The following is a 24,716-nucleotide window of genomic DNA, read 5'->3' on the forward strand; positions in this document are numbered from 1 at the left end:
TCTCTCGATCACCGCGCAACGGGCTCCGGCGTCGCCCGTCAGGCCGCCTGAGCCTCGCGCTTGATCGCCGAGATCTCGAACTCGAGGGTGATCTTCTCGGAGACGAGCCAGCCACCCTGGTCGAGAGCCATGTTCCATTCGAGACCGAACTCGCGACGGTCGATGCGTCGGGTGCCCTCGAAACCGGCGCGGAGCGCACCGAAGGCATCCGTCTGCACACCGGTGAACTCGATCGGGATCGTGAGCGGCTTGGTGACGTCGCGGATCGTGAGGTCGCCGGAGACCACGAGCGCGTTCTCACCGACCTCTTCGATGCGGGTGCTGCGGAAGGTGATGTCCGGCCACTGCTCCACGTCGAAGAAGTCCCCGCTGCGCAGGTGCTCGTCGCGCTGGTCGTTGCGTGTGTCGACGCTGGCCACCTTGAGCACGACCTCGGCCTTCGAATTCTCCGGGTCGGCGAAGTCGGCGTGCAAGGTGCCCGTCACCTCGTTGAACGCACCACGGACGTTCGCCACCATGGCGTGCTTGGCGGAGAAGCCGATGCGCGTGTGGGCGGGGTCCAGGTCCCAGTCGCCGCTCAGGTCGGGTCCGTTGTCGGTCATGATCTTCCTATCGGTCGTTGCATGAGCTCCCACAGTCTCTCATCCGTGGGTTGATCGAATGCCCAGAGCCTCGGACAGCGGGTGCGCGTGGGCAGCCGATCGCGACGACGCACGCGGTGCGCGTACAGAACGAGCGGCGAGGCTTCACCGTCCGCCGGGCCGCGCGGGGGCCACGAAGCGTCACACAAGAGTGCTAGATCGAGATTACCGTGCGCCCCGAGTGCGGGCAGACAGCTTGTGCCCCGGATCCGCCGCCGCGATGATCTTCCGCCGAGCGGATTCCACGGATGCCTTGTCCCCTGCCGTGATCCGCACGGCTCCGCTGCGGTCCACGGCGATCTGGGCACCGGATTCGCGGCAGATCGCCTGGATGGTCTGCCCTCCCTTGCCCTTCACGCGTCCGACTGCGCCGGGGACGATCCGGAATTCGGCCACGTACGTCCACGCCGTCGACTTGACCACCGCTTCGCCCGCACTGGGCCACGGCTCGGCGACCCACACCTTGAGCACGCGTCCGTCGAAGTCGCCCTCGAGTCGCACGCTGTTCTCCGCGGGATCGTGCAGCACGCGTGCCGGCCGTGCCAGAACGGATTCGAGCTGCTGCCGGTCTACGCCGCGCTGGAGCATCCGCTCCCTGGCATGCGCCGTGTATCTGATCGGAGCGGCGACACCGCCGGCCCCGGGACGACGGCCGGAACGACGGACATTCCGCCGCGCCGCCCACGAGAGCAGGACGATCGCGACGACGACCGCGACAAGGGCGAAAGGGATCCACAACCATGATCCCTGCATGTGCGCATCCTCTCGATCGGCGTCGGCGAGGGCCTCAGCCCTTTGACCATTGTGACGCGAGCCGACCAGTGGCTGGATTCCGCAGTGCCGGAGCCGGGGCGCCGCCGCTCCACGTCACGCCTGCGTCGGCACCAACCCGGCGACGGATGCCTCCGCGATCACCGCCGCGACGGCGTCCGGCTGCGACACCGCCAGCGCGTGGGATCCGCCCGCGAGCTCCGTCGTTCCGCGCGAGGAAGCACGCGCAGCGCCTGCACGGTGCACGGCCACCGGGATGTTGCGGTCCTCATCGGCGAAGACGTGCCACGACGGGATGTCCTTCCAGGCCGGCCGATCGGTGGGCAGCGGCTCCGTGAGCGCCGCCTGGGTGACCGCGCGCTGAGTGGCCGCCATGAGTGCCGCCTGATCCTCGGGGACATCCGCCGCGAACTGGCTCCGGAACAGGTCGGGCCGGATGACGAACTCGACGTCGCCGGTGGAAAGCGTTCGCGGATCGAGCGCATCGCCGAGCGTGCTGCCCGGCTCGCTGGTGGAGAGATCGAACGCGTTCTGTCCCGTCTCGGGGACGAAGGCGTTGACATAGACGAGCGCGGCGACGGACTCGTTCCGCGCCGCAGCCTCCGTGATGACGAGTCCGGCGTAGGAGTGGCCGACCAGCACGACGGGACCGCCGACGGATGCGATGGCATCCCGCACATAGGCGGCGTCGCCCGCGAGGCTGCGCAGCGGGTTTCCCACTGCGACGGCGTGCAGGCCGTGCTGGTGCAGCCTGCTGATGACGCCGTTCCAGGATGCGGATTCCGCGAAGGCGCCGTGCACCAGGACGATGGTGGGCTTCTGGTCGTTCATTGTCTCTCCTCGATTCGTTGTGGTGCGTTGCCGATGGACCGAACATGGATTGTGCGCCGGGTTCGGAGGACGCCGGCGACATCAGTTGAGACAGCGGAGGCGCTCCGCTTGTGACGGCCGCGGCGATATCCGGCGATTCGCACTTCTCTGTCGCAGATCTCTGTCACAGATCGAGGACTCGTCCTGTCAGACCTGTCAGAAGAGCTTTCGTCCGCTCGGGCGAGCTGGGAATCAACCAGAGAAGAAGGAGTGAGCAATGAAGATCACGGTGGTCGGCGGCACGGGACTGATCGGCACGAAGCTCGTGCGTCTGCTGCGCGAACAGGATCACGAGGTCGTGGCTGCGGCACGGTCGACAGGGGTGAACTCGTTCACCGGTGACGGGCTGGAGGCGGCCCTGGAGGGCGCGGAGGTCGTGGTCGACGTCTCCAACGCGTCGTACTCCGATGAAGAGGGTGCCAGGGAGTTCTTCGCCACGTCGACGCAGAACCTGCTGACCTACGGCGATGAGGCGGGCGTGAAGCACCACGTGGCCCTGTCCGTCGTCGGCTCCGACCGCCTGGCCGGCGACCTCGGCGGGTACTTCACCGCGAAAGCGGAGCAGGAGCTCATGATCCAGAACTCAGGGCGCTCGCACTCGATCGTGCAGGTGACGCAGTTCTTCGAGTTCGTGCGCGGCATCAGCGCCTCAGCGATCGACGCAGACGGTGTTGCGCTGGAGAACATCCTGATCCAGCCGATGGCGGCGGATGACGTCGCCGCCGTGCTCGCATCCGTCGCGTGCGGCCCGGCGGTGGAGGGGACCATGGAGTTCGCCGGGCCCGAGGTGTTCAGCCTCGCGGAGATCGCGCGAAGGGAACGCCACTTGGGCAGGGATCCCCGGGAGACTGCGCCCGACGTGCTCGGAACGTACCTCGACGTGCGACTCGGCACGCGCGACCTGCTCCCGGGACCGGATGCGACGCTCGCGCCGACCACGTTCGACGGGTGGCTCCACGCATCCGCCCTCCGCCCCCAGACCAGCGGTGTCTGATACACAGGCGAACGGGGTGTGCGCGGTCCTCGAGCCGCGGGCACCCCGCAACTCTTCTCGATCGGAACGAATGAGGGCGGCACGACGGATGGATGCAACGGAGCAGTTCGGAGTACACGAGGCGGCAGCGGAGTTCGAGCGGTCGCGGCGGCGACTGTTCGGGATCGCGTACCGCATGCTGGGCAGCGTGGCGGATGCGGAAGACATCCTGCAGGAGGTCTGGATCCGCTGGCAGACCACCGACCGCGCCGACATCAAGGAGCCGGCCGCGTTCCTCACCACGATCACCACTCGCCTCTCGATCAACTCGCTCCAGTCGGCGCACACCCGCCGCGAGACCTATATCGGACCCTGGCTCCCCGAGCCGGTGAACACGGAGAACGACCCAGCGCTCGGCGCCGAACGCGGCGAGGCGCTGGAGTACGCCGTCCTCCTCCTGCTCGAGAAGCTGACCCCCACCGAGCGCGCCGCGTACGTTCTGAGGGAGGCGCTGGACTATCCGTACGGGCGGATCGCCGAGATCCTGCAGTGCACGGAAACCGCCGCCCGTCAGCTGGTCAGCCGGTCCAAGAAGCATCTGCAGTCGGAGCGGAAAGCCCAGGTCGACACGGCAGATCAGCGACGGCTGCTCACCGCGTTCCTCGCCGCTGCCCAGCAGGGGAACGTCGACGAGCTCGAGCGACTGTTCGTCACCGACATCGTCAGCCTCACGGATGGGAACGGGGCGAAGCTCGCCGCGCGCATCCCCGTGGCTGGAGCCCTGCGGGTGGCCAAGTTCGTCGCGGCCTTCTCGTCGCATTTCTGGACGGGAAAGTCCATCGACTGGGTCGAGATCAACGGACGTCCCGGCGTCACCCTTTCCGAGGACGGCGTCGTCACCACCGCCCTCACGGTGACTGTGTCGCCTCAGGGGATCACCCGCCTGCTCTGGGTGATGAGCCCGGACAAGCTCCGCCACGTCTCGATGGCCTGAACATGAAGACGTGGAAATCGCGACGCACGCCCGTCGCAGAGCTGCTCTACGCGTGGGAGCGCGACGAGCTGTCGGAGCTCATCGAGGTGCTGCATCCGCGCGCGACGCTCACCGTGGACGGCGGCGGCACGATGGTGGACGTGCCGCCGGCGACGGGATCCTTGGCCGTGGCATCCGCGCTGCTCGCTGTGCGCGACGAGCTGCCCGGCAGCACGCTTGCGCTCGGCGAGGTCAATGCGACGCCGGGGATCGTCATCCGCTCGCACGACCGCGTCGTCGGAATCGTCGCCGTGTCGGCGCAGGGCCCGCGCGTGAAGTCGCTGTGGGCCGTGCTCAATGAGGCGAAGCTCACGCACTGGAATCGCAACTGATGCACGTCGCCGTCACAACGACGCCCGTTCTCTTGTCAACACTGCAGGGCGTCGACAGGCGCCGAACAACGTGAAGAGAGGTACGGAAATGGCAAGGATCATCGTCGTCGGCGGCACGGGTCTCATCGGATCCAAGGTGGTCGCGAAGCTTCGCGAGCACGGCCACGACGCCATCGCTGCTGCGCCCAGCACCGGCGTGAACACCATCACGAACGAAGGCGTGTCGGATGCCCTTGCCGGCGCCGATGTCGTGGTGGACGTGGCGAACTCCCCCTCGTTCGAGGAGAAGGCCGTCCTGGAGTTCTTCGAGACGTCGACGGGCAACCTGATCGCTGCGGAGCGCGAAGCCGGTGTGCGACACCACGTCGCCCTGACGATCGTCGGCACGAATCGTCCGCAGAACATCGCCTACTTCGCGGCGAAGAGCGCACAGGAGAAGCTGATCCGCGAGTCGGGCATCCCGTACTCGCTCGTGCATGCGACGCAGTTCTTCGAGTTCCTCGGCAGCATCGCCGACATCTCCACGGAGGGCGACACCGTGCGGCTTCCTGGTGCGCTCATCCAGCCGATGGCCGCGGAGGATGTCGCCACCGCGGTGGCACGCGCTGCCGCGGGCGATCCGGTGGGCGAGATCGAGATCGCGGGACCTGAGCAGTTCGGGATGGACGAGTTTGTACGCCGCGGACTGACCTTCCGCGACGATCCACGCACGGTCGTGCGCGACGACACCGCGCCCTACTACGGCGCCGTGATCGAGGAGCGCACGCTCATCCCGGTCGAAGGCGCGACCATCTTCGAGACCCGACTCGAGGACTGGCTGCCGGCGAACCCGCCGCGCAAGTAGCGGCCTTGAGGAACGGGGTGGATGCGGCACGACCGGTGCCGCATCCACCCCGTTTTCTGTGCGGCTGTGCCGCCAGAAGCCGTGTCCTGATCGACTATCGTTCGGCGACGCTCGTCTCCGGTGCGGCATGAGGCATCAGCCCGAGGACGCCGGATGCGAGGAACAGCAAAGCGCCACCGACCGTGCCGAGCCCGGTCCAGAACGGGCTGAGCAGCGCATCCGTCCCCGGAACGACGAAGGACCCGACGGCTGCCGCGGCGAACAGGATGGATCCGCCGAGGTTCAGCCAGGCGCCGGCACGGTCACGACCACGGTTGCTCGGATGCACGGCCATCGCGCTCGAGACGAGGAAGCACACCGAGCCGTAGACGTCCGGCCGCCATCCCGTGCCGCCCGCGGCACCGGCCGACACCACGGAGACGAGCGCGAGCGCGGTGCTCAGGTTGAACAACAGTGTTCCGAGCAACTGGATGCCGGACGACCACCACGTCGGATCCGCCAGGGAGCACGCCGCGCCGATGGTGAAGAACACGGAGCCGACCACGAACACGATGTTCGTGGTGATCAGCCCGAGCTGTTCGGCAGCGGAGGGAAGCGCCGCGATCGCGAAACAGACCGATCCGATCACGAAGGCCGCTGCCGCGACACGGCTTCGGACCGTCAGGAACTCGCGCAAGGACTCGTCCTCGCCTTCCAGCTGCCGATCACCGCTAGTGCTTGATGTGCGGCACGTGTTCGCGATGCACAGCGGTGGTCTTGCCGGGGTCGTCCCACACGATCACCGTCGCCAGGTCGGTGTTCCGAGGAGCACCCCACACGAAGACCTGGTCTCCGATGGCCTTCAGCTGCGCTGTCCCCAGTTGCTCGTCGACGAAGACCTCGATCGTGTCCGACCCTCTGTCCTCCACCCGCGTCACCATGGAGAGTGGACTGGCATCCGGGATGCCGACCGCGAAGTTCGACGTCAGCTCCCCCCAGACCGCGACCGACAACGGGCCGGTCACGGGTATCTCCGGCTCCCCCATGATCCTGACGGACGGTCCGGGGCTCGCCGACGCTGTCGAGCATCCGGACAGGAGCAGACAAGCCGCGACCAGCGCCGCGACGGATAAGGCCTTCGGAGACTTCACCGACTTTCCTTCCCCCGAAGAAAGCACAGCAACCGCCTCAGTATGACCCTTCGACGGTAGGCGATCAATGGCCCTGAGAATCGCTCGACATTCATCCGCGACGTCCCGGGCAGTGGTTAGGTTGTGAGGGGATCGAAGCACGGCCGGGGGCGGCGACGTGGGCCGTGCGGTCGATCCGACTGGTCGGGGGCGCGGGCAGACCCGTCCCTTTTCTTCGGGGGAGGTTCCAGATGGCCACCAGAAAACCGTCGGTGACGAGGGGACCGGTGAACGCCTTCACCGGGATCGGCGACACGACTCAGCTCAATCCGCTTTTCGCTCGAGCAGGCGAGATGACCGACTTTCCTGTCGACCAGCTCCCCGACGGGGAATCCCTCCCGGAGACTGCCTATCAGGTCGTGCACGACGAGGCGATGCTCGACGGCAACGCGCGGCTGAACCTTGCGACCTTCGTCGGCACATGGATGGACGACCAGGCCACCAGGCTCTACGTCGAAACCGCCGACAAGAACATGGTGGACAAGGACGAGTATCCGCAGACCGCCGCCATCGAGACGCGCTGCTGGAAGATGATCGGACGGCTGTGGAACGCCCCCGATCCCGAGCGAGCCATCGGCACCTCCACGATCGGATCGTCGGAGGCCTGCATGCTCGGCGGTCTCGCGCTGAAACGGCGCTGGCAGAAGGCACGCAGGGCGGAGGGCAAGTCGACGGACAAGCCGAATCTCGTGCTGTCGAGTGCCGTGCAGGTGTGCTGGGAGAAGTTCTGCAACTACTGGGATGTCGAACCCCGGTTCGTCCCCATCACCGAGGAGCACAAGGTGCTCGACGGTCACGACCTCGACCGGTACGTCGACGAGAACACGATCGGCGTCGTGGCCATCATGGGCGTGACGTACACGGGGATGTACGAGCCCGTCGCGCGGATCAGCGAGGCGCTCGACCGCATCCAGGAGGCGAAAGGACTCGACGTCAAGATCCATGTCGACGGCGCGTCGGGAGGGATGATCGCCCCGTTCCTGCAGCCCGATCTGGAATGGGACTTCAGGGTCGACCGTGTGGTCTCCATCAGCACTTCGGCGCACAAGTACGGGCTCGTGTTCCCTGGACTCGGCTGGGTCGTGTGGCGATCGGTGGACGACCTGCCCTCCGATCTCGTGTTCGACGTCACCTACCTCGGCGGACACATGCCGACGTTCGCACTCAACTTCTCGCGCCCCGGTGCGCAGGTCCTGCTGCAGTACTACCTGTTCCTGCGACTCGGACGCGACGGTTACTACCGGGTGCAGAAGGCGACGCAGGACATCGCCGTCTACCTCGCGTCCGAGATCGCGAAGATGCCCGCCTTCGACCTGTGGAACGACGGAACCGACATCCCCGTCTTCGCCTGGCGCCTGACAGAGGGATACACCGACAAGTGGAACCTCTACCACCTCTCAGAGCGCTTGCGCCTGAAGGGATGGCTCGTCCCCGCCTATCCGATGCCGGATGACCTGACCGACGTGGTCGTGCAGCGCATCGTCGTGCGAAGCGGGCTGAGCCGCAGCCTCGCCGAGTCGCTGATCCAGGACATCCGCGAGGCCGTCGACTATCTCGACGACCTCGAGTCGCCGATGCCGACAGAGGGCCTCACGTCGACTTTCACGCACTGAAGAAGATCGCACCCCGAGACAGCCACGGCTGAGAGGACGGTTGCCGCTTCCGAAGCGTTTCGGTGCGACATCCCGCTCGCAGCCGCCTCACACGGGCGTTGGCACGGCCGCGTGAGGCCAGAACGGGGCCGATGACTGCTGGCGCAGCCATCCGCGCACGTCGGCCTGCTCGAGCGCGGTCTCGATGAAGTCCGCGACGGCACGGTTCGACGGTTCGTCACGCCACACGATCGACCACGGATAGACCGGTTGCAGCTCAGCCGGCCGGTGCACCGGCATCCCGTCGTGCACGTAGCGCAGCGCGTAGGACTCGAACTCGAGCAGGTACCGCCGATCGGATGCCCGCAGCATTCTGACTCTGCACTGATCGAACGTTCCCGGGTTGCCGAGCCAATGGAAGGCGACGCCGGCGTGCGCTTCCAGCTCGCTCACGAACTCGCCGTGGGCGTTGAACATCGCCGATCCGACCGGGTCGCTGAACACCTCGATCGGCCGCTCGTACATCGAAGCGGTCTCCGCTGCCGGATCGCCGGGCCGCCCCACCAGCCAGAAGGGCTCGTAGCGCAACGGGAGTCGCCGCCAGCCGACCGGATGAGCGTTGGTCATGGCAGGCGTCAGCCGGACGATGGCAACATCGAGCAGTCCGCTCATGAGCGCGTCGAACTGTCTTCTGCTGTCCATCGAGCTCGCGGTCACCTGCACGTCGGGGTATCGGCTCGAGAACGCGTCGACCACGACTCGGCAGGTGTCGAGGTCGAAGATGTGCGCGACACGGATGCCGGACACGTCGGGTCGCGTCATCCGGCTTGCATGCGCGATGAGCGCCCGACCGTCACGCAGAAAGCGGACACCCTCCGTGGTGAGCGCAACGTGGCGGCTGTCCCGCACGAGGAGCCGGAACCCGACCTCCTGTTCCAGGCGCCGGATCTGCTTCGACAGGGCGGGCTGACTGATGTGGAGTCTGGCGGCCGCGCGACCGAAGTGCAGTTCGTCGGCGACGGCGACGAAGTAGCGCACCAGCCGAAGATCGAGATCCACGCGTGTCCTCTCGTTCGCGACCTTATGGAAGGTTCCTCTTCCGGCGGCGATTGATGCAACCTCAGTTATCGATTTGCCCAGAACAGGTCCTGGACCGAACCCGATTCGCGGGTGTTTGCTGATCACGACAGTTGACTGCGAGGAGCACAAACATGGCCGAACAAGCCCGTCCCGTCGTTTTCATCCACGGACTGTGGCTTCACGCCACCAGCTGGCAGCCGTGGATCGAACGCTTCCAGGCGGCCGGATACGCTCCGGTCGCGCCCGGATGGCCCAACGAGGCGGCCACGGTGGCCGAGGCGCGCGCGAATCCCGAGGCAGTCGCGAACATCGGGATCGATGAGGCAGCGGCGCACTATGCGGAGGTCGTGTCGGGCCTCGGCGAAGACACCATCCTCATCGGACACTCGTTCGGCGGACTCCTCGCCGAGAAGCTGCTCGGCGAGGGCATCGGCGCGGGCGCGGTCGCGATCGACCCGGCCCAGATCAAGGGCGTGCTGCCCCTTCCGCTCGCACAGTTGCGCTCGGGCTTCCCCGCGCTCGGCAACCCGGCGAACCTGCACCGCGCCGTCTCGCTCACGGCGCCCCAGTTCCGGTACGGGTTCGGCAACGCGCTCACCGAGGAGGAGTCTGACGCTCTCTTCGAGAGCTGGACCATCCCCTCCCCTGCCCGTCCGCTCTTCCAGGCCGCGGCAGCGAACTTCGTCATGCACTCCGCGGCGGCGGTCGACACGAAGCGGGAACCGCGCGGCCCGCTCCTGCTCATCTCCGGCACGGCAGACCACACGGTCCCCGACGTCGTCACGAAGTCGACGCTGAAGCAGTACCGCGACTCGATGGCGGTCACGGAGTTCAAGCAGTTCGAGGGCAGGGGCCACTCCCTGACGATCGATCACGGCTGGGGCGACGTCGCGGACGCCGTCCTCGAGTGGCTCGCAGCACAGGGACTCTGATGGATCTCGGCCTGGACGGCGCCGTCGCCATCGTCACGGGCGCCGGGCGCGGCATCGGCCTGGCCGTCACACGAACGCTCGTCGCCGAAGGCGCCAGAGTCGTCGCCGCCTCGCGCAGCATCACGCCTGCACTCGCGGAGCTCGCCGACAGCGGTGCCGTTGAGACCGTCGCGGCAGATCTCACGGATCCCGAGGTCCCCGACCGACTCGTCGCTCGAGCGCTGACGCTCGGCCAGCTCCGCATCCTGGTGAACAACGTCGGCGGGGTGCGGCCGCGAACGGGTGGCTTCGCATCCGTCACCGACGACGAGTGGACGAACACGTTCCAGCTCGACGCCCTGAGCGCGATCCGGATGACCCGGGCCGCGCTCCCGACGATGCGGAGCGCAAGGCGCGGAGCGGTGGTGACCGTCGCATCCGTGAATGCCAAGCTGCCGGATCCTGCCGTCATCGACTACAGCGCCGCGAAGGCGGCACTCGTCAACTTCTCGAAGTCGCTGTCGAAGGAAGTCGGAGCGGATGGCATCCGCGTCAACACCGTGAGCCCCGGGCCGGTCGCCACCGACCTCTGGCTCGGCCACGACGGCGTAGCCGACACGATCGCCGCAGCCGGCACGGATCGGGCGAAAGTCGTCGCGGGAGCGGAAGCATCGATGGTCACCGGACGCTTCACGAAGCCCGATGAGGTCGCCGCGCTCGTCGCGTTCCTGGCGAGCGACCTGGTCGCCGGCAACACGACGGGGGCGGACTACCTCATCGACGGTGGGTTGACGGCGGAGCTGTAGCGACACACTGCGTTCATCTCTCCGTCACCCTCGAGTAGGGATCCGCACCCGTCGCAGGGTTACGCTCGACGGCACCGAACAGCGGAAGACGCGTTCGGTTGCGATCCCGCTGGGGGTTGGGATCGTCGTTGAGCCCTGGCCTTTCGGGTAGGCCGGGGCTCAACAGCCTCAGTGGCCGCGGAGCCAGATCGGGTTCGTGAGTGCGGCCATCGGTCCGAAGCTCAGCGACGGCCCCATCGAGGTGCCGCCGGCAGAACCGTCGGCCATCGGATGCCGCACTTCGGCCCGCACGAACGCCGCGATCTCGGGGCGAGTGACCCAGGTCACCGTTCCCTCACCGGATGCCGGCAGTCGGGTCTGCAGCATCTGTCCCTCGTCGGTGAACAGCCGGACGGTGCCGTTCGGCACACCCGAGGCCTCCACCGTGACGGTCACGTCCTCGCTGTCGTCGGCCTGCAGGATGTCGCCGATCCCGGCCGTGCGACCCTTCGCGCTGGTGGCGGAGAAGGCGAGCTGCACGTCGGCGGATTCCGCGATCCAGGATCGTCCTGCCTTGAGCCCTGCGAGGATCGCCTGGCGAGACAGGTCGTCGGCGAGCACGACATTGTGCGGCAGGCCGATCACGTCTGTCGGGTTGTGGGCGTCGCTGTTGCCGAATGCAGGAAGCCACTTCTTGCCCGTGCGTGCGGCCTGCGCGAGCAGGTTGGCCCAGGTGGAGACCGCTGCGTCGTCATCCCATCCCCACGGTCCAGTCCAGACCTCGGTGCCGTCGAGCCCGTCCCAGCCGAACTTCCACTCGGCGCCGATCCAGGGGCAGTACATGTGCGCGGAGACGTTGAGACCGCCGTCGGCCCCGACGCGCCGCTGGAAGGCGGGGAACACGTTGTCGCGCGCGCGATAGCGCCAGTCGATGAAGTCGCCGGGCATCGTGCCGATGGCCAGCCAGTGCCCGTTGCGGGTGGTGACCTCTTCGCCGGTGATGATCAGCAGGTCGTCGCCGGCCAGCGGGCCCCACACGCCATGGGATGCCGTCGTGTTGTGGTCAGTGGACACCATGAAGTCAAGACCGCGCGCACGCGCACCAGCTGCTACGTTGTCCGGGGTGTTGCGTCCATCGGAGTAGACGGTGTGCAGGTGGCAGTCGCCCCGGTACCACGCGCGTCCGCGGCCCTTGGCGGATGTGGCGGGATACGCGGGAGCGAACGCGCTGCCGGGGGCACCTGCAGTCAGCGTGACCTGCACCTCGTAGTCCATGCCCTGCGGGGTGACCTGGTACGGGCCGAGCACGACATGCCAGGTGCCAGGCATCACGTTGCCGGGAAGGTATCCGGGCGTCGCCTCGGACTTGCTGATCGCGAACTCGGTGCGGAATCCGCCCGACCAACCGCGGAATCCGGCCCCGCCCACATCCATGCCGCGAGCATCGAACATGCCGATGTCGCACGAGTTGCCCGGCGTGCCCGACGGCACCGACGGCTTCGAGTAGCTGTAGGAGACGGCGATCTGCGTGATGCCGGCCGGAACGACGACGGGGAGGTAGACGAAGTCGGGGGCACCGGCATCCAGATGGCCGCTGATCGTCTTGGTCTGCGGTCCGCTCGGCGTAGCAGCGGTGGCCGCGTCGGCGGGGTCTGCGAACACCATCGGGGCGAGCGCAATCCCCGCGCCGGTGCCCAGTGCGGCAAGCAGAGCACGCCGCGAGAGGCCACGAGCGGGGGCGGGTGGTGCTGCATCCTGAACGTTCATGGCACCGAGCGTGGCGAGCGAAAACGCCTGCGGTGCGACGGGGACGTGAACGGATGGGCAACCTGGGGTGTCTAGCCGCGTTTGGGGGTGGTCGTCTCATGTCCCCTTCCGCCGCAAGAATCAAGGCTTCCTGAATCAACCGTCACCAACTCGCCCACAACCCCGACCCTCAACCCCACCAACCGCTAGGCAAGCCGTGGCACGGAAACTCACCCGATGAGGGCGCTACCACAACGCCACCAGACAGTGGTCGTTATCCGGTCCATCCCTGCGCCGTCTGCGACGGACTCCCTACCTACTGCCCGGTGATGGATCCGCCTGCGTGTGGCAGGGTGTTCGCTCGTGGCCAGGATTTGAACCCGCCGCACGGTCTCCGCGGTCGTCCTCAATTCAAGCAACTGTGCTGATCAGAAGCTACTTCACGATCACACACGATAGTCTCCGATCACGTCTTTTGACGATGGATTATCGTCATCTTTGTCGTCAACCGGCGACGCCATCCGCGCTTCCGGCTGCTCGTCGCCGCCTCGGCACCGACGGCGATCGCTCGCCTAACTTTCTCGTACTCGCAGCACCGTCTTACCCGGCGCCTTTGAGGTTCCCCGGCTGCCATAAGCCGCGGCCCCCTCGGCGAGCGGATAGGTGTCGGCGATCGCAACCTCGAGTTCGCCCGTGGCGAGCACGGCCGCGAGCCGACCGAGCACGGCGGCGTCGGCCGTTACGACGAAGAACTGGGCGTCCACGCCGTAGGCGGCGGCGAGATCTTCTGACGGCGGCTCTTGCAGAGTGATCACTCGACCGCCGGGACGCACCGCGGAGTAGAGCCACTCCGGCGTGCCGGCGCCGACGGTGTCGATCGCGCCGTCGAAGCTTGCAGCGGGAACGCGATCGGTCTCCGTTCCGACGAGAGCGGTTGTCGCGCCGAGCCGCTTGGCACGCTCGGCGGCCTCAGCCGACCGTACCGTAGCGGTGACCTCGATTCCCATCCGGCCGGCGAGCTGCACGACGAACGCACCGACTCCACCCGTGCCGCCACGGATCAGCAGGCGGCCGCCGTCGGCGACCTGCAGGTGCTGCTCGAGCGCCTCCATCGCGGTAAGCGCGGGCAGCACGGCCGCGGCGGCGGTCGCATCGCTTACCTCGGCCGGCTTGCGGGCGATCGAGGATGCGGGCACGAGCACGTACTCGGCGGCAGCGCCGTTCCGGTTGAACGGCACGAGCCCGAAGACCGCATCGCCGACGGCGAGTCCCGTCACTTCCGGGCCGACTGCGGCGACCATGCCGGCGAACTCGTGAGACGGCACGATCGGCGTTCGGTCGACGCCGTCCGCCTCCCAGGTCTCCGGCCAGGTCAGCTCGTCGAAGGTGATGGCCGCGACAGCGACTCGGACGAGAACGTCGGCGCCGGTCGGGGCACCCGGAACCGGTGCGTCTTCGTAGACGAGCTGCTCGGGGCCGCCGCGCGCGTGGGCGCGCAGCGCCTTCATCTGAGCAGTCAGTGGTGCAGAGGAGTCCGTGGAGTTCATGCGTTCGCCTTCTTGGTGATTCGGATGATGGCCAGCTCACGCACGGGCGCGCGAACCGCGACCGGTGCGATGAAAGTCAGATACAAATCGCTCGTCGCCGCAAGACCCACGGCCGAGGTAGGGCTCGCCTGTCGCACTCTGATGGCAAGCTGCGCCTCCATTCAGATGCTCGGAAGACGTACTTCACCCGACGGGAAATGGTGGCTGCCACCACCACGGTGTCGTCTGCAGTTCGATGCGGTCCACCCACTTGACCCACCAGTAACCCCGAAGGCCAGGTGCCACGATGCGCGCGGGAAATCCATGATCGGGAGTCAGCCGGGCGCCTCCGACGTGCGTGGCGAGAAGCAGTCGGTCAACCTCCTCGACTGGGTAGCGGATCCAATAGCCCGTCACAGAGTGCACATACACGGATCGCGCCGTCGACTCGACGTGCAGCAGGGCGCTGAGCGGAACGCCGGCCCAGTCCTGGTCCGTGTACCAACCGGATGTGCAGTCGAGGGTGGCACGCACCTGCGTTCGGGAGCGGTCGAGTTCAGCGAGGGTGAGTGCGCGCGTCCCGTGCGCATCGACGATATCGAGACGCCATCGTTGTGAGTCGACGCTCGGCACGGCATCCAGAATCCAGCTCGTAACCGGTATCGCATCGGGATTGAACGATGCCGTCTCATACGATCCGGTGAACCTGCGACGAGCCCCCGGCAACTTCAGCCAATCCACCGTTGCAGCGGTCGCAGCATAGAGGCCGGCTGCTCCGACAGCAATGACCCCGGCGCGCAGCAATACTCGACGGGAAAGATCAGTGCGGCGTGGAAAGACCGGGCGAGCGATGACGTGCCACACGATCAGCGGCACCATGAGCAACGCCACGAAGATGTGAACCCAGATCGCGGGCTGGCCGGCGATCGTCGCAACGAGTCCGGTGGCGGACCCGATACCAGCGACGAGCGTGATCAGCGTCAGCACAGCCAGCAGCAACGACGCCCAACGGCTCGGCCCGTGTCGCCGCATGCCCACTTCTGCGATGCGGGTCTTCCACGGGATCAGCAGGATGACCGCGATGCCCACCATCCCGTGCGTGACAGCCACCCAGGCTCCCGCCGCCGTGCCGACGACGATCGTGGCGATTCCGGTGACGAAAGCGAGCACCAGCACCACCAGAAGCACCTCGTTGGTGTGACGGCCAGCAGGGCGCGCCAACGTTCGCAGCCACGAGCGCTGCGAACGCGGAGACGAACGGGACCCGCCCCATCGGAGGCGCATACCCGCGTTATACGCCGCGCGGTTGGATATCGGCCAGATGTCCGAAGACCGCTCTACGGATCCGGGCGACCTCGCCTGATTCCCCTCCCAACACCGATCCGAGGGAGCTCGGCGACCTCCGGGCGCCCGCTCACCGGAGGCCAGGCCCCACCACCCGTAGAAAGAGTGGGCTAATTGTGGGCAAACGCGGTTTCCGAGAGAAGCAAGAACCCCCGGATCCTTGTAAACACTGGGATCGCGGGGGTTCTTCGTGGCGGTACCGGTGGGATTTGAACCCACGGATGGCTTGCACCATCACATGTTTTCGAGACATGCTCCTTCGGCCGCTCGGACACGGTACCGCCGTCTACTGTACGCGACGCCTCGGTCCCGCACCAATTCGACGGCGGGGCCGGCCGCGCGCGCTGGTGCGGCATCCGTTGCGGTTCACGGCTGCGCGATGCGTCCGGTCGCCGTGTGCTCTGCAGCGGCCCGGCGGCGTGCCGCAACGGCGTCCTCGATCGCCCTGACAACGGCCGATGCGACGAGCGCGAAGAGGGAAGCGAGCAGCCCGAATCCGAACAGGCCGAGCCCCACGCCCAACAGCCAAGGGCCGACCCAGCTGGCCGCTTCCAGAGCGCCCGTCACCATCAGCACGCCGACAAAAGTGGCGAGGCATCCCAGCCCGAGACCCAGCACGGTGATCCACACCAGTGCGCTCAGCGCCGTGTTTCTCTTGGTCATAGTCCGTCCCCTCCATGACCGGCAACGCGGTGCAGGGCCGCCCCGATTGCTCACGCCCATCATTTCGCTCGCCGCTCGTGGTCAGAGGACCGACACGGCAACAGCCCAAGGAGTGAACGCGCGATCCGGCACCAGAGTTCTGGCAACCGCCCTGAAGCGTTAGCCGAGTGGCAAGCGGCATCCACTGCACCGCACGTAGGGTGGGCCAGGTGGGGAGCCGGGGAAGGATGTCGCGCAGAGGCCTCACCGCGTTGGTGGCGGCATCCGTTGGCCTGTCGGTGGTGGCAACGAGCGTCGCATTCGCGCGGTCGGCGGTGCGCCGCACGCGATCTGCCGCCGCTGAGCTGAACGAGACGCTGCCGGTCAACTCCGCATGGTGGCGCGCCAAGGCGCAGGCCGATGGCGAGTTGCTCTACGTCGCGCTCGGCGACAGCGCGGCGCAGGGCATCGGGGCGAGCCGGCCGGAGTTCGGGTACGTGGGCATTCTCGGGGACCGCATCGCCGCGCGCTCCGGGTGCTCCGTTCGCACCGTGAACCTCGCCGTGTCCGGCGCCACCGTGGCACAGGCCGTCGACTACCAAGTGCCGCGGCTGGAGGCGCGGCGGCCCGACGTCGTCACCGTGTCCATCGGCGCGAACGACATCACGTCGTGGGATGCGACGGCGTTCGAGACAGCGCTCGGCACCGTCTTCGACGCGCTCCCTCCGCACGCGATCGTCGCCGACCTGCCCTGCTTCTACCTGCCCCACAACGAGCGACTGGTGGCCGAGGCGAATCGGGTCGTGCGGCGACTCGCCGCCGCCCGCGGCCTCGTGGTGGCTCCCCTGCACGAGACCACGCGACGCCCAGGACTGTTCGGCGTGCTCACCATGTTCGCAGGCGACCGCTTCCATCCGAACGACCGGGGATACCGCGTGTGGGCATCCGCTTTCGCACCGCTCGTGGATGCGCGCGTCGACCAACTCGTCGCCGAGCGCCCTGCCACGCCGACATCCGAGCCCTGAGCAGGCATCGCAGACGCCGTCGACGAGCGGATGTCTCCCCCTCCCCAGCCACGCATCCTCCACAACTCGCGCCACGGCATCCGCCCACGTCGGAGGTCGCCCCTAGCCTGAGTCGTGATCGCATTCGCTGATCGGAGGGTTCATGGCGAAAACGCAGGGCGGATACCGCTGCACCGTGTGCGGCTGGACGACAGCCAAGTGGGTGGGGCGCTGCGGTGACTGCCAGGCGTGGGACACCATGACGGAAGTGGTGCAGACATCCGCTCGGCTCACTCCGGCGCGGATCGCGGATGACCGTGCGGCCACCCCGATCACCGAGATCTCGACGGATGCCGTGTACCACTGGCCCAGCGGCATCAGCGAGTTCGATCGTGTACTCGGCGGCGGTGTAGTGCCGGGCGCGGCCATCCTGCTGTCCGGTGAGCCGGGCGTCGGGAAGTCGACACTGCTGCTCGAGGTCGCGTCACGCACGGCAGCGTCGAAGTCGCGTGTGCTGTATGTGTCCGCCGAAGAATCCGCCGGCCAGGTGCGGCTCCGTGCCGAGCGGACGGGAGCCCTGCATCAGAATCTGTACCTTGCGGCCGAGACGGATCTCGCCGCGGTCGTCGGACAGATCGACGCGATCGATCCGCAGCTCGTCATCGTCGACTCCGTGCAGACCATCGCCAGTGCCGCCATCGATGGCATCGCCGGCGGGCCGAGCCAGGTGCGGGAGGTCGCGACGACACTCATCAGGGTGGCGAAGGAGCGCAATCTTCCCATCCTCCTCGTCGGCCATGTCACCAAGGACGGCCAAGTCGCCGGGCCCCGCGTGCTCGAGCACCTCGTCGACGTCGTCTGCCAGTTCGAGGGCGACCGGCAGACCGCGCTCCGGTTCGTGCGAGCGCTGAAGAACAGGTTCGGGCCCACCGACGAGGTCGGATGCTTCGAGATGTCCGGGGACGGGATCGTCGAGGTCCCGGATCCGAGCGGGTTGTTCCTCAGCCGCTCGTCGACACCCGTGTCGGGCACCTGCGTCACCGTGGCGATGGAGGGCAAGCGCGCCATCCCCGTGGAGGTACAGGCGCTGGTGATCGACACCTCGGCACCCAATCCGCGACGAGTGACCAGCGGAGTGGATGCCGCCCGCCTCGCCATGCTGCTCGCGGTGCTCGAGAAGCGGGCGAACATCCGGGTGTCCGACAAGGATGTCTACGTCTCCACCGTGGGCGGGGTGCGCCTCACGGAGCCCGCCGCAGACCTCGCGATCGCGATCGCCGTCGCATCCGCCGTGCGAGACAAGGCGATCGGACACGACACCGTGGCGTTCGGTGAGATCAGCCTCGCCGGTGAGGTGCGCGCCGTCACCGCTTCGCGTCAGCGCGCGGCGGAGGGTGCGCGCATGGGTTTCCGAGAACGGATCGACGCGGAGACGGGAAGCATCGCCGCAGCACTCCGGCTGGCGTTCGCGACCGGACTCACCGAGCGCGAACGAGAGCTGGACGCGGCGTTCTGAGCCTGAGCACGCTCAGTACAGCAAGAACTGCTTGGTCGTCTTCGACGTGACGCCGTTGACCTGCACCTTCAGGTGATACGACGCTCCTGCCGCAGGAACCGCTTCACGCTGCTTGTCGCCGCACGTCGAGGGCGCCGAGCGGGTGCGGTCCCAGGCGATCGGCGTCGAGGTGAGCGTCTTGCCCGGCTCGAGCAGCACGACGGTGCTCTTCGGATCCGTCTGGCAATCGCTCGACTTCCAGTACACCTCCGTGCCGCTCGTGATCGTGAATGTCTGCTTGGCCGTGCCGACATCGAAGGCGCAGGCCTTCGACCCGGTGTTGGTGATCGAGAACGACAACTGAGGCTGGACGCCTGCGGTGTACGTGTTCGAATCCGTCGCCGACTCGACGTCGATCGCCGAGGCTGCACACGTCTTTCCCGACGCCGTCGCCGCCGTGGTCGGCACTGTGGTCGGGTTGGTCGTGTGCCTTGGCGTCGAGGTCGGGGTGTTCGTGGGGGCGGTGGCCGAAGCGTCCGACTTGCCACGGGGAGCGAAGACGATCAGAAGAACCACGACGACGATTGCCAGCAGCGCCAGACCCACCACGAGCCGACGACGCCAGTAGATCCTGCTCGACTGCGGGCCGACCGGATGCTTCAGGCTCGACATGCCAACAGATTAAGCGGCACCCTTGCGACAGCTGTGGCAACTCGCCGGTCGCGTGCGGCAATACCAGGGCGGCGCCATGGTAGCGGAGCCGCAACGGAAGGGTCGCAGTCGCCCCTACAGGTGCTTGATCATGCGGGTGTTGCCGAGTGTGTTCGGCTTCACCCTGGCGAGATCGAGGAACTCGGCCACACCTTCGTCGCGGCTGCGGAGCAGTTCGTTGTAGATCTCGGGATCCACGGTCTCGTGTCCCATGTCCTCGAAGCCGTGGCGCGAGAAGAACCGCACCTCGAACGTGAGGCAGAACAAGCGGCTCAGGCCGAGCCCGACCGCGTCGTACTCGAGCCGCTCCAGCATGGCGTGACCCACACCGCGTCCGCGCCACTGATCCGCGACGGCGAGTGTGCGCACCTCGCCGAGGTCTTCCCACAGCACGTGGACGGCGCCGCATCCGATGAGCTCGCCCTCGAGATCCTCCGCAACGCGGAATTCCTGCAGCGCCTCGTAGAGCGCAACGCGCTCCTTGCCGAGCAGGATCCGACCGTCGACCAGTGGCTGCACGAGTCGCTGGATGCCGGGGACGTCGCTGGTACGCGCGCGTCGCACGCGGAATCCGCGGAGTTCGGTCGTCGAGATCGGCTCGGTGAGGAGGTCAGCCACGGATTCAGTCTAGGGATCACGTCGCCACGATCCCTGGATGCGCTCGCGCGGGCATCCGCGGTGCGACAGACCGCCCGCGCAACGAACCGCAGCCACTTCGCATGTTCACAGCCCCGAAGGGTGGCCGCGGTTGTGCGAAGTGGCTGCGGTTGGGTGGCCGTGGCGGATGCTACATGCCTGCGGCGAGGTCCGGCGTGGTCGAACCGGTGCCGACCGTGCCGGCGGAGATCGCACCGACCGGGTCCTTGCGGGCCGCGGTCGTGAACACGAACTCGTTGTCCTTGAAGTCCACGGTCACGTGGTCGCCTGCGTTGAGCTCGCCGTGCAGGATCTTCTCGCTGAGGCGATCCTCCACCTCGTGCTGCACCGCACGACGCAACGGACGTGCGCCGAGGGCCGGATCGAATCCGACCTCGATGAGCTTCTCCTTCGCGGCCTGCGTGAGCTCGATCGTCATGTCGCGGTCGAGCATCCGCTCGCCAAGACGCTTCACGAAGAGGTCGACGATCTGCAGCAGCTCGTTCTTGTCGAGCTGCGGGAACACGATGATCTCGTCGACGCGGTTCAGGAACTCGGGCTTGAAGTTCTTCTTCAGCTCTTCCTTCACCTTGCCGCTCATCCGGTCGTATCCGGACTGGCTGCCGGCGTCGCCCTCGGCCTGGAAGCCGACGGGACCACCGGAGATGGCCGCGGTTCCGAGGTTGGTCGTCATGATGATGACCGTGTTCTTGAAGTCGACGACGCGGCCCTGGCCATCCGTCAGACGTCCCTCTTCCAGGATCTGGAGGAGCGAGTTGAAGATGTCGGGATGCGCCTTCTCGATCTCATCGAAGAGCACGACGCTGAAGGGCTTGCGGCGAACCTTCTCGGTGAGCTGGCCGCCCTCTTCGAAGCCGACGAACCCGGGAGGAGCACCGAACAGTCGGGAGACGGTGTGCTTCTCGCCGTACTCCGACATGTCGAGCGAGATCATCGCCGACTCGTCGTCGAACAGGAACTCGGCGAGCGCCTTGGCCAGCTCCGTCTTGCCGACACCGGTCGGTCCGGCGAAGATGAACGACCCGGACGGGCGGTGCGGATCCTTCAGGCCGGCACGCTGACGGCGGATGGTGCGGGAGAGCGCCGAGATGGCCTCCTCCTGACCGATGACCCGCTGGTGCAGCGCCTTCTCCATGAAGACGAGCCGACTGGATTCCTCCTCGGTGAGCTTGAACACCGGGATGCCCGTCGCCTGCGCCAGAACTTCGGCGATGAGACCCTCGTCCACCTCGGCCGTGGTCTTCACGTCGCCGGAGCGCCACTGCTTCTCGAGGCGCAGACGCTCGCCGAGGAGGTTCTTCTCCTCGTCGCGCAGGCTCGCGGCCTTCTCGAAGTCCTGCTCCTCGATCGCGGCTTCCTTGCGCTCGCGCACCTTGGCGATCTTGTCGTCGAACTCCCGCAGCTCAGGCGGCGCGGACAGGATCGACAGGCGCAGGCGGGCGCCGGCCTCGTCGATCAGGTCGATCGCCTTGTCAGGAAGGAACCGGTCGCTGATGTAACGGTCGGAGAGGTTCGCCGCGGCGACGATGGCGCCATCCGTGATCGACACCTTGTGGTGCGCCTCGTAGCGGTCGCGCAGCCCCTTCAGGATGTTGATCGCGTGAGGCAGCGACGGCTCCGCCACCTGGATGGGCTGGAAGCGGCGCTCGAGCGCGGCATCCTTCTCGAAGTGCTTGCGGTACTCGTCGAGCGTGGTCGCACCGATGGTCTGCAGCTCGCCGCGGGCGAGGAGCGGCTTCAGGATGCTCGCCGCATCGATCGCGCCCTCGGCCGCGCCCGCACCCACCAGGGTGTGGATCTCGTCGATGAACGTGATGATGTCGCCGCGGGTGCGGATCTCCTTGGTGACCTTCTTGAGGCGTTCCTCGAAGTCACCGCGGTAGCGGGATCCGGCGATGAGGGAGCCGAGGTCGAGCGTGTAGAGCTGCTTGTCCTTCAGCGTCTCCGGCACGTCGCCGCGCACGATCGCCTGGGCGAGGCCCTCGACGACGGCCGTCTTTCCGACGCCGGGCTCACCGATCAGCACGGGATTGTTTTTGGAGCGGCGCGACAGGATCTGCATGACGCGCTCGATCTCTTTCTCGCGCCCGATCACGGGATCGAGTTTGTTCTCTCTCGCCGCCTGCGTGAGGTTGCGGCCGAACTGGTCGAGGATCTGGCTGCCGCCCTGAGCGCTCTGCTGCTCGTTGGCGCCCACCTGCACCTGCTCCTTGCCCTGGTAACCCGAGAGCAGCTGGATGACCTGCTGACGCACCCGGTTGAGATCCGCTCCGAGCTTCACGAGCACCTGGGCGGCGACGCCCTCGCCCTCGCGGATGAGGCCGAGCAGGATGTGCTCGGTCCCGATGTAGTTGTGGCCGAGCTGCAGCGCCTCTCGCAGCGACAGCTCCAGCACCTTCTTCGCGCGCGGCGTGAACGGGATGTGCCCGGTGGGCTGCTGCTGTCCCTGGCCGATGATGTCCTGCACCTGCTCGCGGACGGCATCGAGGGAGATCCCCAGCGACTCCAGGGCCTTCGCCGCGACGCCTTCGCCCTCGTGGATCAGGCCGAGCAGGATGTGCTCGGTACCGATGTAGTTGTGGTTGAGCATCTTGGCCTCTTCTTGGGCCAGGACGACGACTCGGCGAGCTCGGTCGGTGAATCTCTCAAACATGTGGTCACTCCTCGCGGAGCCGCTGGCGGGATGCGGGCGGGATGTCTGCGGTGATTGCTCGCCGACATCCGGATGCCTGCACGTCGGCTCCGATACTTCGAGGGTAGCCAGCGGCAAGGCTGCCCGGGCCGCTGTTCGCCGTCGGCGTTAAGGGCCCCTGGCGCGCGACCATGCGCGCATACTCCGGGCGCTCCCGGACGGATGTCGGTACCGCCGACTACTTCGAGCCGAGAGGCGCGAGCTTCCAGGTGAGGCCCTGGCCCGTGATGGAGACGTCGGAGCTGCGGTCGATGGTGTTCGGAGTCGCGAACACCGTGGTGTGCGGCACGTAGTCCATGGTGCAGGCGGTCTTTCCGCCGGTCGAGATGGTGAGCTCCATCTTGTTGTGCCCGGTCAGAGCGAACTTCGTCGCGACCGGCGGGCACGTCGAGCTGCCATACAGCGTGACAGTGAACTGGTCGCCGTTCTTGAGCCAGACCGAGAACGGCGCCCCGCCCGCGCTGCTCGCCGGCGCCTCGACGCCCTTCGGCTCGCCCTTGTAGTTCGTGATCGGCTTCGTGGAGTTCTGCGTGCATCCGGCAAGGGCGATCACGGTGAGACCCGCGACGACGGATGCAACGGCAAGACGAGCGAAGCGGCGCGGCATGCCTCAATCGTAGGGCCAGCAAGGAGCGAGGGACGGGATCGAACGGGCAGCGATTGCGTGACGATCGTTCGCATCCGCACGGTACAGGGATCGTTCTCCAAGGGCCGAGTCGGGCACCCCCTCGAAGGGATGAACGGGCACCCTCAGAAGGAAAGCCGGCACCGTCGGAGAAACGGGCACCCTCAGGGAGAGAAACAGGCACTCTCGGGGAGAGAAACAGGCACCCTCGGGCGGAGAAACGGGCACTGTCGGGCGGCGAAACGGGCACTTTCGAGGGGAGGAACGGGCACCGTCGGGGAGGTCGTAGGCTCCTCGCATGAGCAACCTGGAGCGGCATCCGGCCGAACTCGTGGCCGAGTGCGACACCCTCGACGCGGAAGGCATCTTCCTCATCGAGCCGCGTGACGTTCCGCTCGGCGGCCCCCGCGCGATGCCCGTTCACCGCACGCTCCCGCAACGCGCGAAGTCCACCATCGGCGGGTGGTGCTTCCTCGACCACTACGGTCCCGACGACGTGTCGGTGACCGGCGGGATGCGCGTGCCGCCGCATCCGCACACCGGGTTGCAGACCGTGAGCTGGCTGTTCCAGGGCGAGATCGAGCACAGGGACAGCGTCGGATCCCACGCGATGGTGCGGCCCGGCGAGCTGAACCTGATGACCGCAGGACACGGGATCAGCCACTCCGAGGACTCGACGCCCGAGACGACGGTGCTGCACGGCGCCCAGTTGTGGCTCGCGCTGCCGGACGCATCCCGTGATCAGGATCCGTTCTTCGAGAACACCGTGCCTGATCCGATCCGCATCGACGGCGCAGTCGTGCGGGTGTTCATCGGCGAGCTGGCCGGGGCATCCGCAGACGCAACGGTGTTCTCACCGCTCGTCGGCGCTCAACTCGACCTGGATGCCGGCGCCTCCGTCGTTCTCGACGTGCGGTCCGAGTTCGAGCACGGAATCCTGCTCGACCTCGGCGACGTGAGCGTGGCGGGCGTCGAGGTACCGCACCGCCACCTCGCGTATGTGCCGCCCGGACGCACCCGGCTGCGGCTGTCGTCGGTGGGCGGCGCGCGCATCCTGCTGCTCGGCGGGGAGCCTCTCGGCGAGCAGATCGTGATGTGGTGGAACTTCATCGGCCGCACGCACGACGAGGTCGTCGCCTCACGCGAGCAGTGGCAGCACGACGTGATCGACGGATCGGACGCGACCGGCCGATTCGGCACCGTCGCTGACTACCCCGGGCGGCCGCTTCCGGCGCCGGAGATGCCGACGGTACGGCTCAAGCCGCGCGAGTAG

The 24,716-nt window shown here is 67.3% G+C and carries 24 protein-coding genes and 1 tRNA gene; 10 read left to right on the plus strand and 15 right to left on the minus strand.

Features of this window, described 5'->3' with window-relative positions; all coding sequences use genetic code 11:
• Window positions 1-38 precede the first annotated feature (38 nt).
• The 3 genes from HII28_RS08935 to HII28_RS08945 all read right to left on the minus strand — a co-directional run bounded on the left by HII28_RS08935 (window position 39) and on the right by HII28_RS08945 (window position 2,243).
• Window positions 39-602, minus strand: coding sequence for a YceI family protein (locus HII28_RS08935; protein ID WP_170025084.1), 564 nt, complete (start codon window positions 600-602; stop codon window positions 39-41).
• 204 nt (window positions 603-806) lie between these two features.
• Window positions 807-1,394, minus strand: a complete 588-nt coding sequence (locus HII28_RS08940) for a KH domain-containing protein (RefSeq protein ID WP_170025085.1) — start codon at window positions 1,392-1,394, stop codon at window positions 807-809.
• A 114-nt stretch (window positions 1,395-1,508) separates the two neighbouring features.
• Window positions 1,509-2,243 (minus strand): alpha/beta hydrolase, encoded by a 735-nt coding sequence (locus HII28_RS08945; protein ID WP_170025086.1) that lies wholly within the window; start codon window positions 2,241-2,243, stop codon window positions 1,509-1,511.
• 256 nt (window positions 2,244-2,499) lie between these two features.
• Between HII28_RS08945 and HII28_RS08950 the strand changes: the two genes are divergently transcribed.
• The 4 genes from HII28_RS08950 to HII28_RS08965 all read left to right on the plus strand — a co-directional run bounded on the left by HII28_RS08950 (window position 2,500) and on the right by HII28_RS08965 (window position 5,464).
• Window positions 2,500-3,276: an NAD(P)H-binding protein gene (locus tag HII28_RS08950; protein ID WP_170025087.1), complete on the plus strand. Its 777-nt coding sequence runs from the start codon at window positions 2,500-2,502 to the stop codon at window positions 3,274-3,276.
• A gap of 88 nt (window positions 3,277-3,364) precedes the next feature.
• Window positions 3,365-4,249, plus strand: a complete 885-nt coding sequence (locus HII28_RS08955) for an RNA polymerase sigma-70 factor (RefSeq protein ID WP_170025088.1) — start codon at window positions 3,365-3,367, stop codon at window positions 4,247-4,249.
• Between the two features lie 2 nt (window positions 4,250-4,251).
• Complete coding sequence (locus HII28_RS08960) at window positions 4,252-4,620, plus strand: hypothetical protein (protein ID WP_170025089.1); 369 nt, start codon at window positions 4,252-4,254, stop codon at window positions 4,618-4,620.
• An 88-nt stretch (window positions 4,621-4,708) separates the two neighbouring features.
• Window positions 4,709-5,464 carry an SDR family oxidoreductase gene (locus tag HII28_RS08965; protein WP_170025090.1) on the plus strand — a complete coding sequence of 252 codons (756 nt, stop codon included), beginning with the start codon at window positions 4,709-4,711 and terminating at the stop codon, window positions 5,462-5,464.
• A 94-nt stretch (window positions 5,465-5,558) separates the two neighbouring features.
• Here HII28_RS08965 and HII28_RS08970 read toward each other — a convergent pair whose 3' ends face one another.
• Together HII28_RS08970 and HII28_RS08975 are read right to left on the minus strand one after the other, a co-directional pair.
• The gene (locus HII28_RS08970) at window positions 5,559-6,140 is read right to left on the minus strand and encodes a YrhK family protein (protein ID WP_170025091.1); all 582 of its coding nucleotides are present in this window, start codon (window positions 6,138-6,140) and stop codon (window positions 5,559-5,561) included.
• A gap of 34 nt (window positions 6,141-6,174) precedes the next feature.
• A complete protein-coding gene (locus HII28_RS08975; RefSeq protein ID WP_170025092.1) occupies window positions 6,175-6,594 on the minus strand; it encodes a hypothetical protein in 420 nt (139 codons plus the stop codon).
• A gap of 332 nt (window positions 6,595-6,926) precedes the next feature.
• Here HII28_RS08975 and HII28_RS08980 point away from each other — a divergent pair, with 332 nt between their 5' ends.
• Window positions 6,927-8,246 (plus strand): glutamate decarboxylase, encoded by a 1,320-nt coding sequence (locus HII28_RS08980; protein ID WP_240977751.1) that lies wholly within the window; start codon window positions 6,927-6,929, stop codon window positions 8,244-8,246.
• An 87-nt stretch (window positions 8,247-8,333) separates the two neighbouring features.
• On the opposite strand, the gene HII28_RS20495 is transcribed toward HII28_RS08980, so the two are convergent.
• Window positions 8,334-9,284: a LysR family transcriptional regulator gene (locus HII28_RS20495; RefSeq protein ID WP_170025094.1), complete on the minus strand. Its 951-nt coding sequence runs from the start codon at window positions 9,282-9,284 to the stop codon at window positions 8,334-8,336.
• A 152-nt stretch (window positions 9,285-9,436) separates the two neighbouring features.
• On the opposite strand from HII28_RS20495, the gene HII28_RS08990 reads away from it, so the two are divergent.
• Together HII28_RS08990 and HII28_RS08995 are read left to right on the plus strand one after the other, a co-directional pair.
• The gene (locus HII28_RS08990) at window positions 9,437-10,237 is read left to right on the plus strand and encodes an alpha/beta hydrolase (RefSeq protein WP_170025095.1); all 801 of its coding nucleotides are present in this window, start codon (window positions 9,437-9,439) and stop codon (window positions 10,235-10,237) included.
• Window positions 10,237-11,022 carry an SDR family oxidoreductase gene (locus tag HII28_RS08995; RefSeq protein WP_170025096.1) on the plus strand — a complete coding sequence of 262 codons (786 nt, stop codon included), beginning with the start codon at window positions 10,237-10,239 and terminating at the stop codon, window positions 11,020-11,022. The genes HII28_RS08990 and HII28_RS08995 overlap by 1 nt, the downstream gene beginning before the upstream one ends.
• Window positions 11,023-11,190: 168 nt before the next feature.
• On the opposite strand, the gene HII28_RS09000 is transcribed toward HII28_RS08995, so the two are convergent.
• The 5 genes from HII28_RS09000 to HII28_RS09020 all read right to left on the minus strand — a co-directional run bounded on the left by HII28_RS09000 (window position 11,191) and on the right by HII28_RS09020 (window position 16,280).
• A complete protein-coding gene (locus HII28_RS09000) occupies window positions 11,191-12,768 on the minus strand; it encodes a CehA/McbA family metallohydrolase (RefSeq protein WP_170025097.1) in 1,578 nt (525 codons plus the stop codon).
• Window positions 12,769-13,319: 551 nt separating this feature from the next.
• Window positions 13,320-14,294, minus strand: a complete 975-nt coding sequence (locus tag HII28_RS09005) for an NADP-dependent oxidoreductase (protein WP_205864610.1) — start codon at window positions 14,292-14,294, stop codon at window positions 13,320-13,322.
• Between the two features lie 183 nt (window positions 14,295-14,477).
• Window positions 14,478-15,452 (minus strand): molybdopterin-dependent oxidoreductase, encoded by a 975-nt coding sequence (locus tag HII28_RS09010; RefSeq protein WP_170025098.1) that lies wholly within the window; start codon window positions 15,450-15,452, stop codon window positions 14,478-14,480.
• A gap of 356 nt (window positions 15,453-15,808) precedes the next feature.
• Window positions 15,809-15,898 (minus strand) — tRNA-Ser (locus HII28_RS09015).
• An 85-nt stretch (window positions 15,899-15,983) separates the two neighbouring features.
• Window positions 15,984-16,280, minus strand: coding sequence for a hypothetical protein (locus HII28_RS09020; protein ID WP_170025099.1), 297 nt, complete (start codon window positions 16,278-16,280; stop codon window positions 15,984-15,986).
• Window positions 16,281-16,507: 227 nt separating this feature from the next.
• Here HII28_RS09020 and HII28_RS09025 point away from each other — a divergent pair, with 227 nt between their 5' ends.
• Window positions 16,508-17,284, plus strand: a complete 777-nt coding sequence (locus HII28_RS09025; RefSeq protein WP_170025100.1) for an SGNH/GDSL hydrolase family protein — start codon at window positions 16,508-16,510, stop codon at window positions 17,282-17,284.
• Between the two features lie 142 nt (window positions 17,285-17,426).
• Window positions 17,427-18,779 (plus strand): DNA repair protein RadA, encoded by a 1,353-nt coding sequence (radA, locus tag HII28_RS09030; protein ID WP_170025101.1) that lies wholly within the window; start codon window positions 17,427-17,429, stop codon window positions 18,777-18,779.
• Window positions 18,780-18,791: 12 nt separating this feature from the next.
• On the opposite strand, the gene HII28_RS09035 is transcribed toward radA, so the two are convergent.
• The 4 genes from HII28_RS09035 to HII28_RS09050 all read right to left on the minus strand — a co-directional run bounded on the left by HII28_RS09035 (window position 18,792) and on the right by HII28_RS09050 (window position 23,425).
• Window positions 18,792-19,430, minus strand: coding sequence for a hypothetical protein (locus HII28_RS09035; protein ID WP_170025102.1), 639 nt, complete (start codon window positions 19,428-19,430; stop codon window positions 18,792-18,794).
• Window positions 19,431-19,544: 114 nt separating this feature from the next.
• Window positions 19,545-20,087, minus strand: a complete 543-nt coding sequence (locus tag HII28_RS09040) for an amino-acid N-acetyltransferase (RefSeq protein WP_346769244.1) — start codon at window positions 20,085-20,087, stop codon at window positions 19,545-19,547.
• A gap of 169 nt (window positions 20,088-20,256) precedes the next feature.
• A complete protein-coding gene (locus HII28_RS09045) occupies window positions 20,257-22,779 on the minus strand; it encodes an ATP-dependent Clp protease ATP-binding subunit (protein WP_170025103.1) in 2,523 nt (840 codons plus the stop codon).
• A 217-nt stretch (window positions 22,780-22,996) separates the two neighbouring features.
• Window positions 22,997-23,425: a hypothetical protein gene (locus tag HII28_RS09050; RefSeq protein WP_170025104.1), complete on the minus strand. Its 429-nt coding sequence runs from the start codon at window positions 23,423-23,425 to the stop codon at window positions 22,997-22,999.
• A gap of 316 nt (window positions 23,426-23,741) precedes the next feature.
• On the opposite strand from HII28_RS09050, the gene HII28_RS09055 reads away from it, so the two are divergent.
• Window positions 23,742-24,716, plus strand: a complete 975-nt coding sequence (locus HII28_RS09055; RefSeq protein WP_170025105.1) for a pirin family protein — start codon at window positions 23,742-23,744, stop codon at window positions 24,714-24,716.

The sequence above is a fragment of the Planctomonas sp. JC2975 genome, assembly GCF_012985205.1.
Taxonomy (GTDB): Bacteria; Actinomycetota; Actinomycetes; order Actinomycetales; family Microbacteriaceae; genus Humibacter.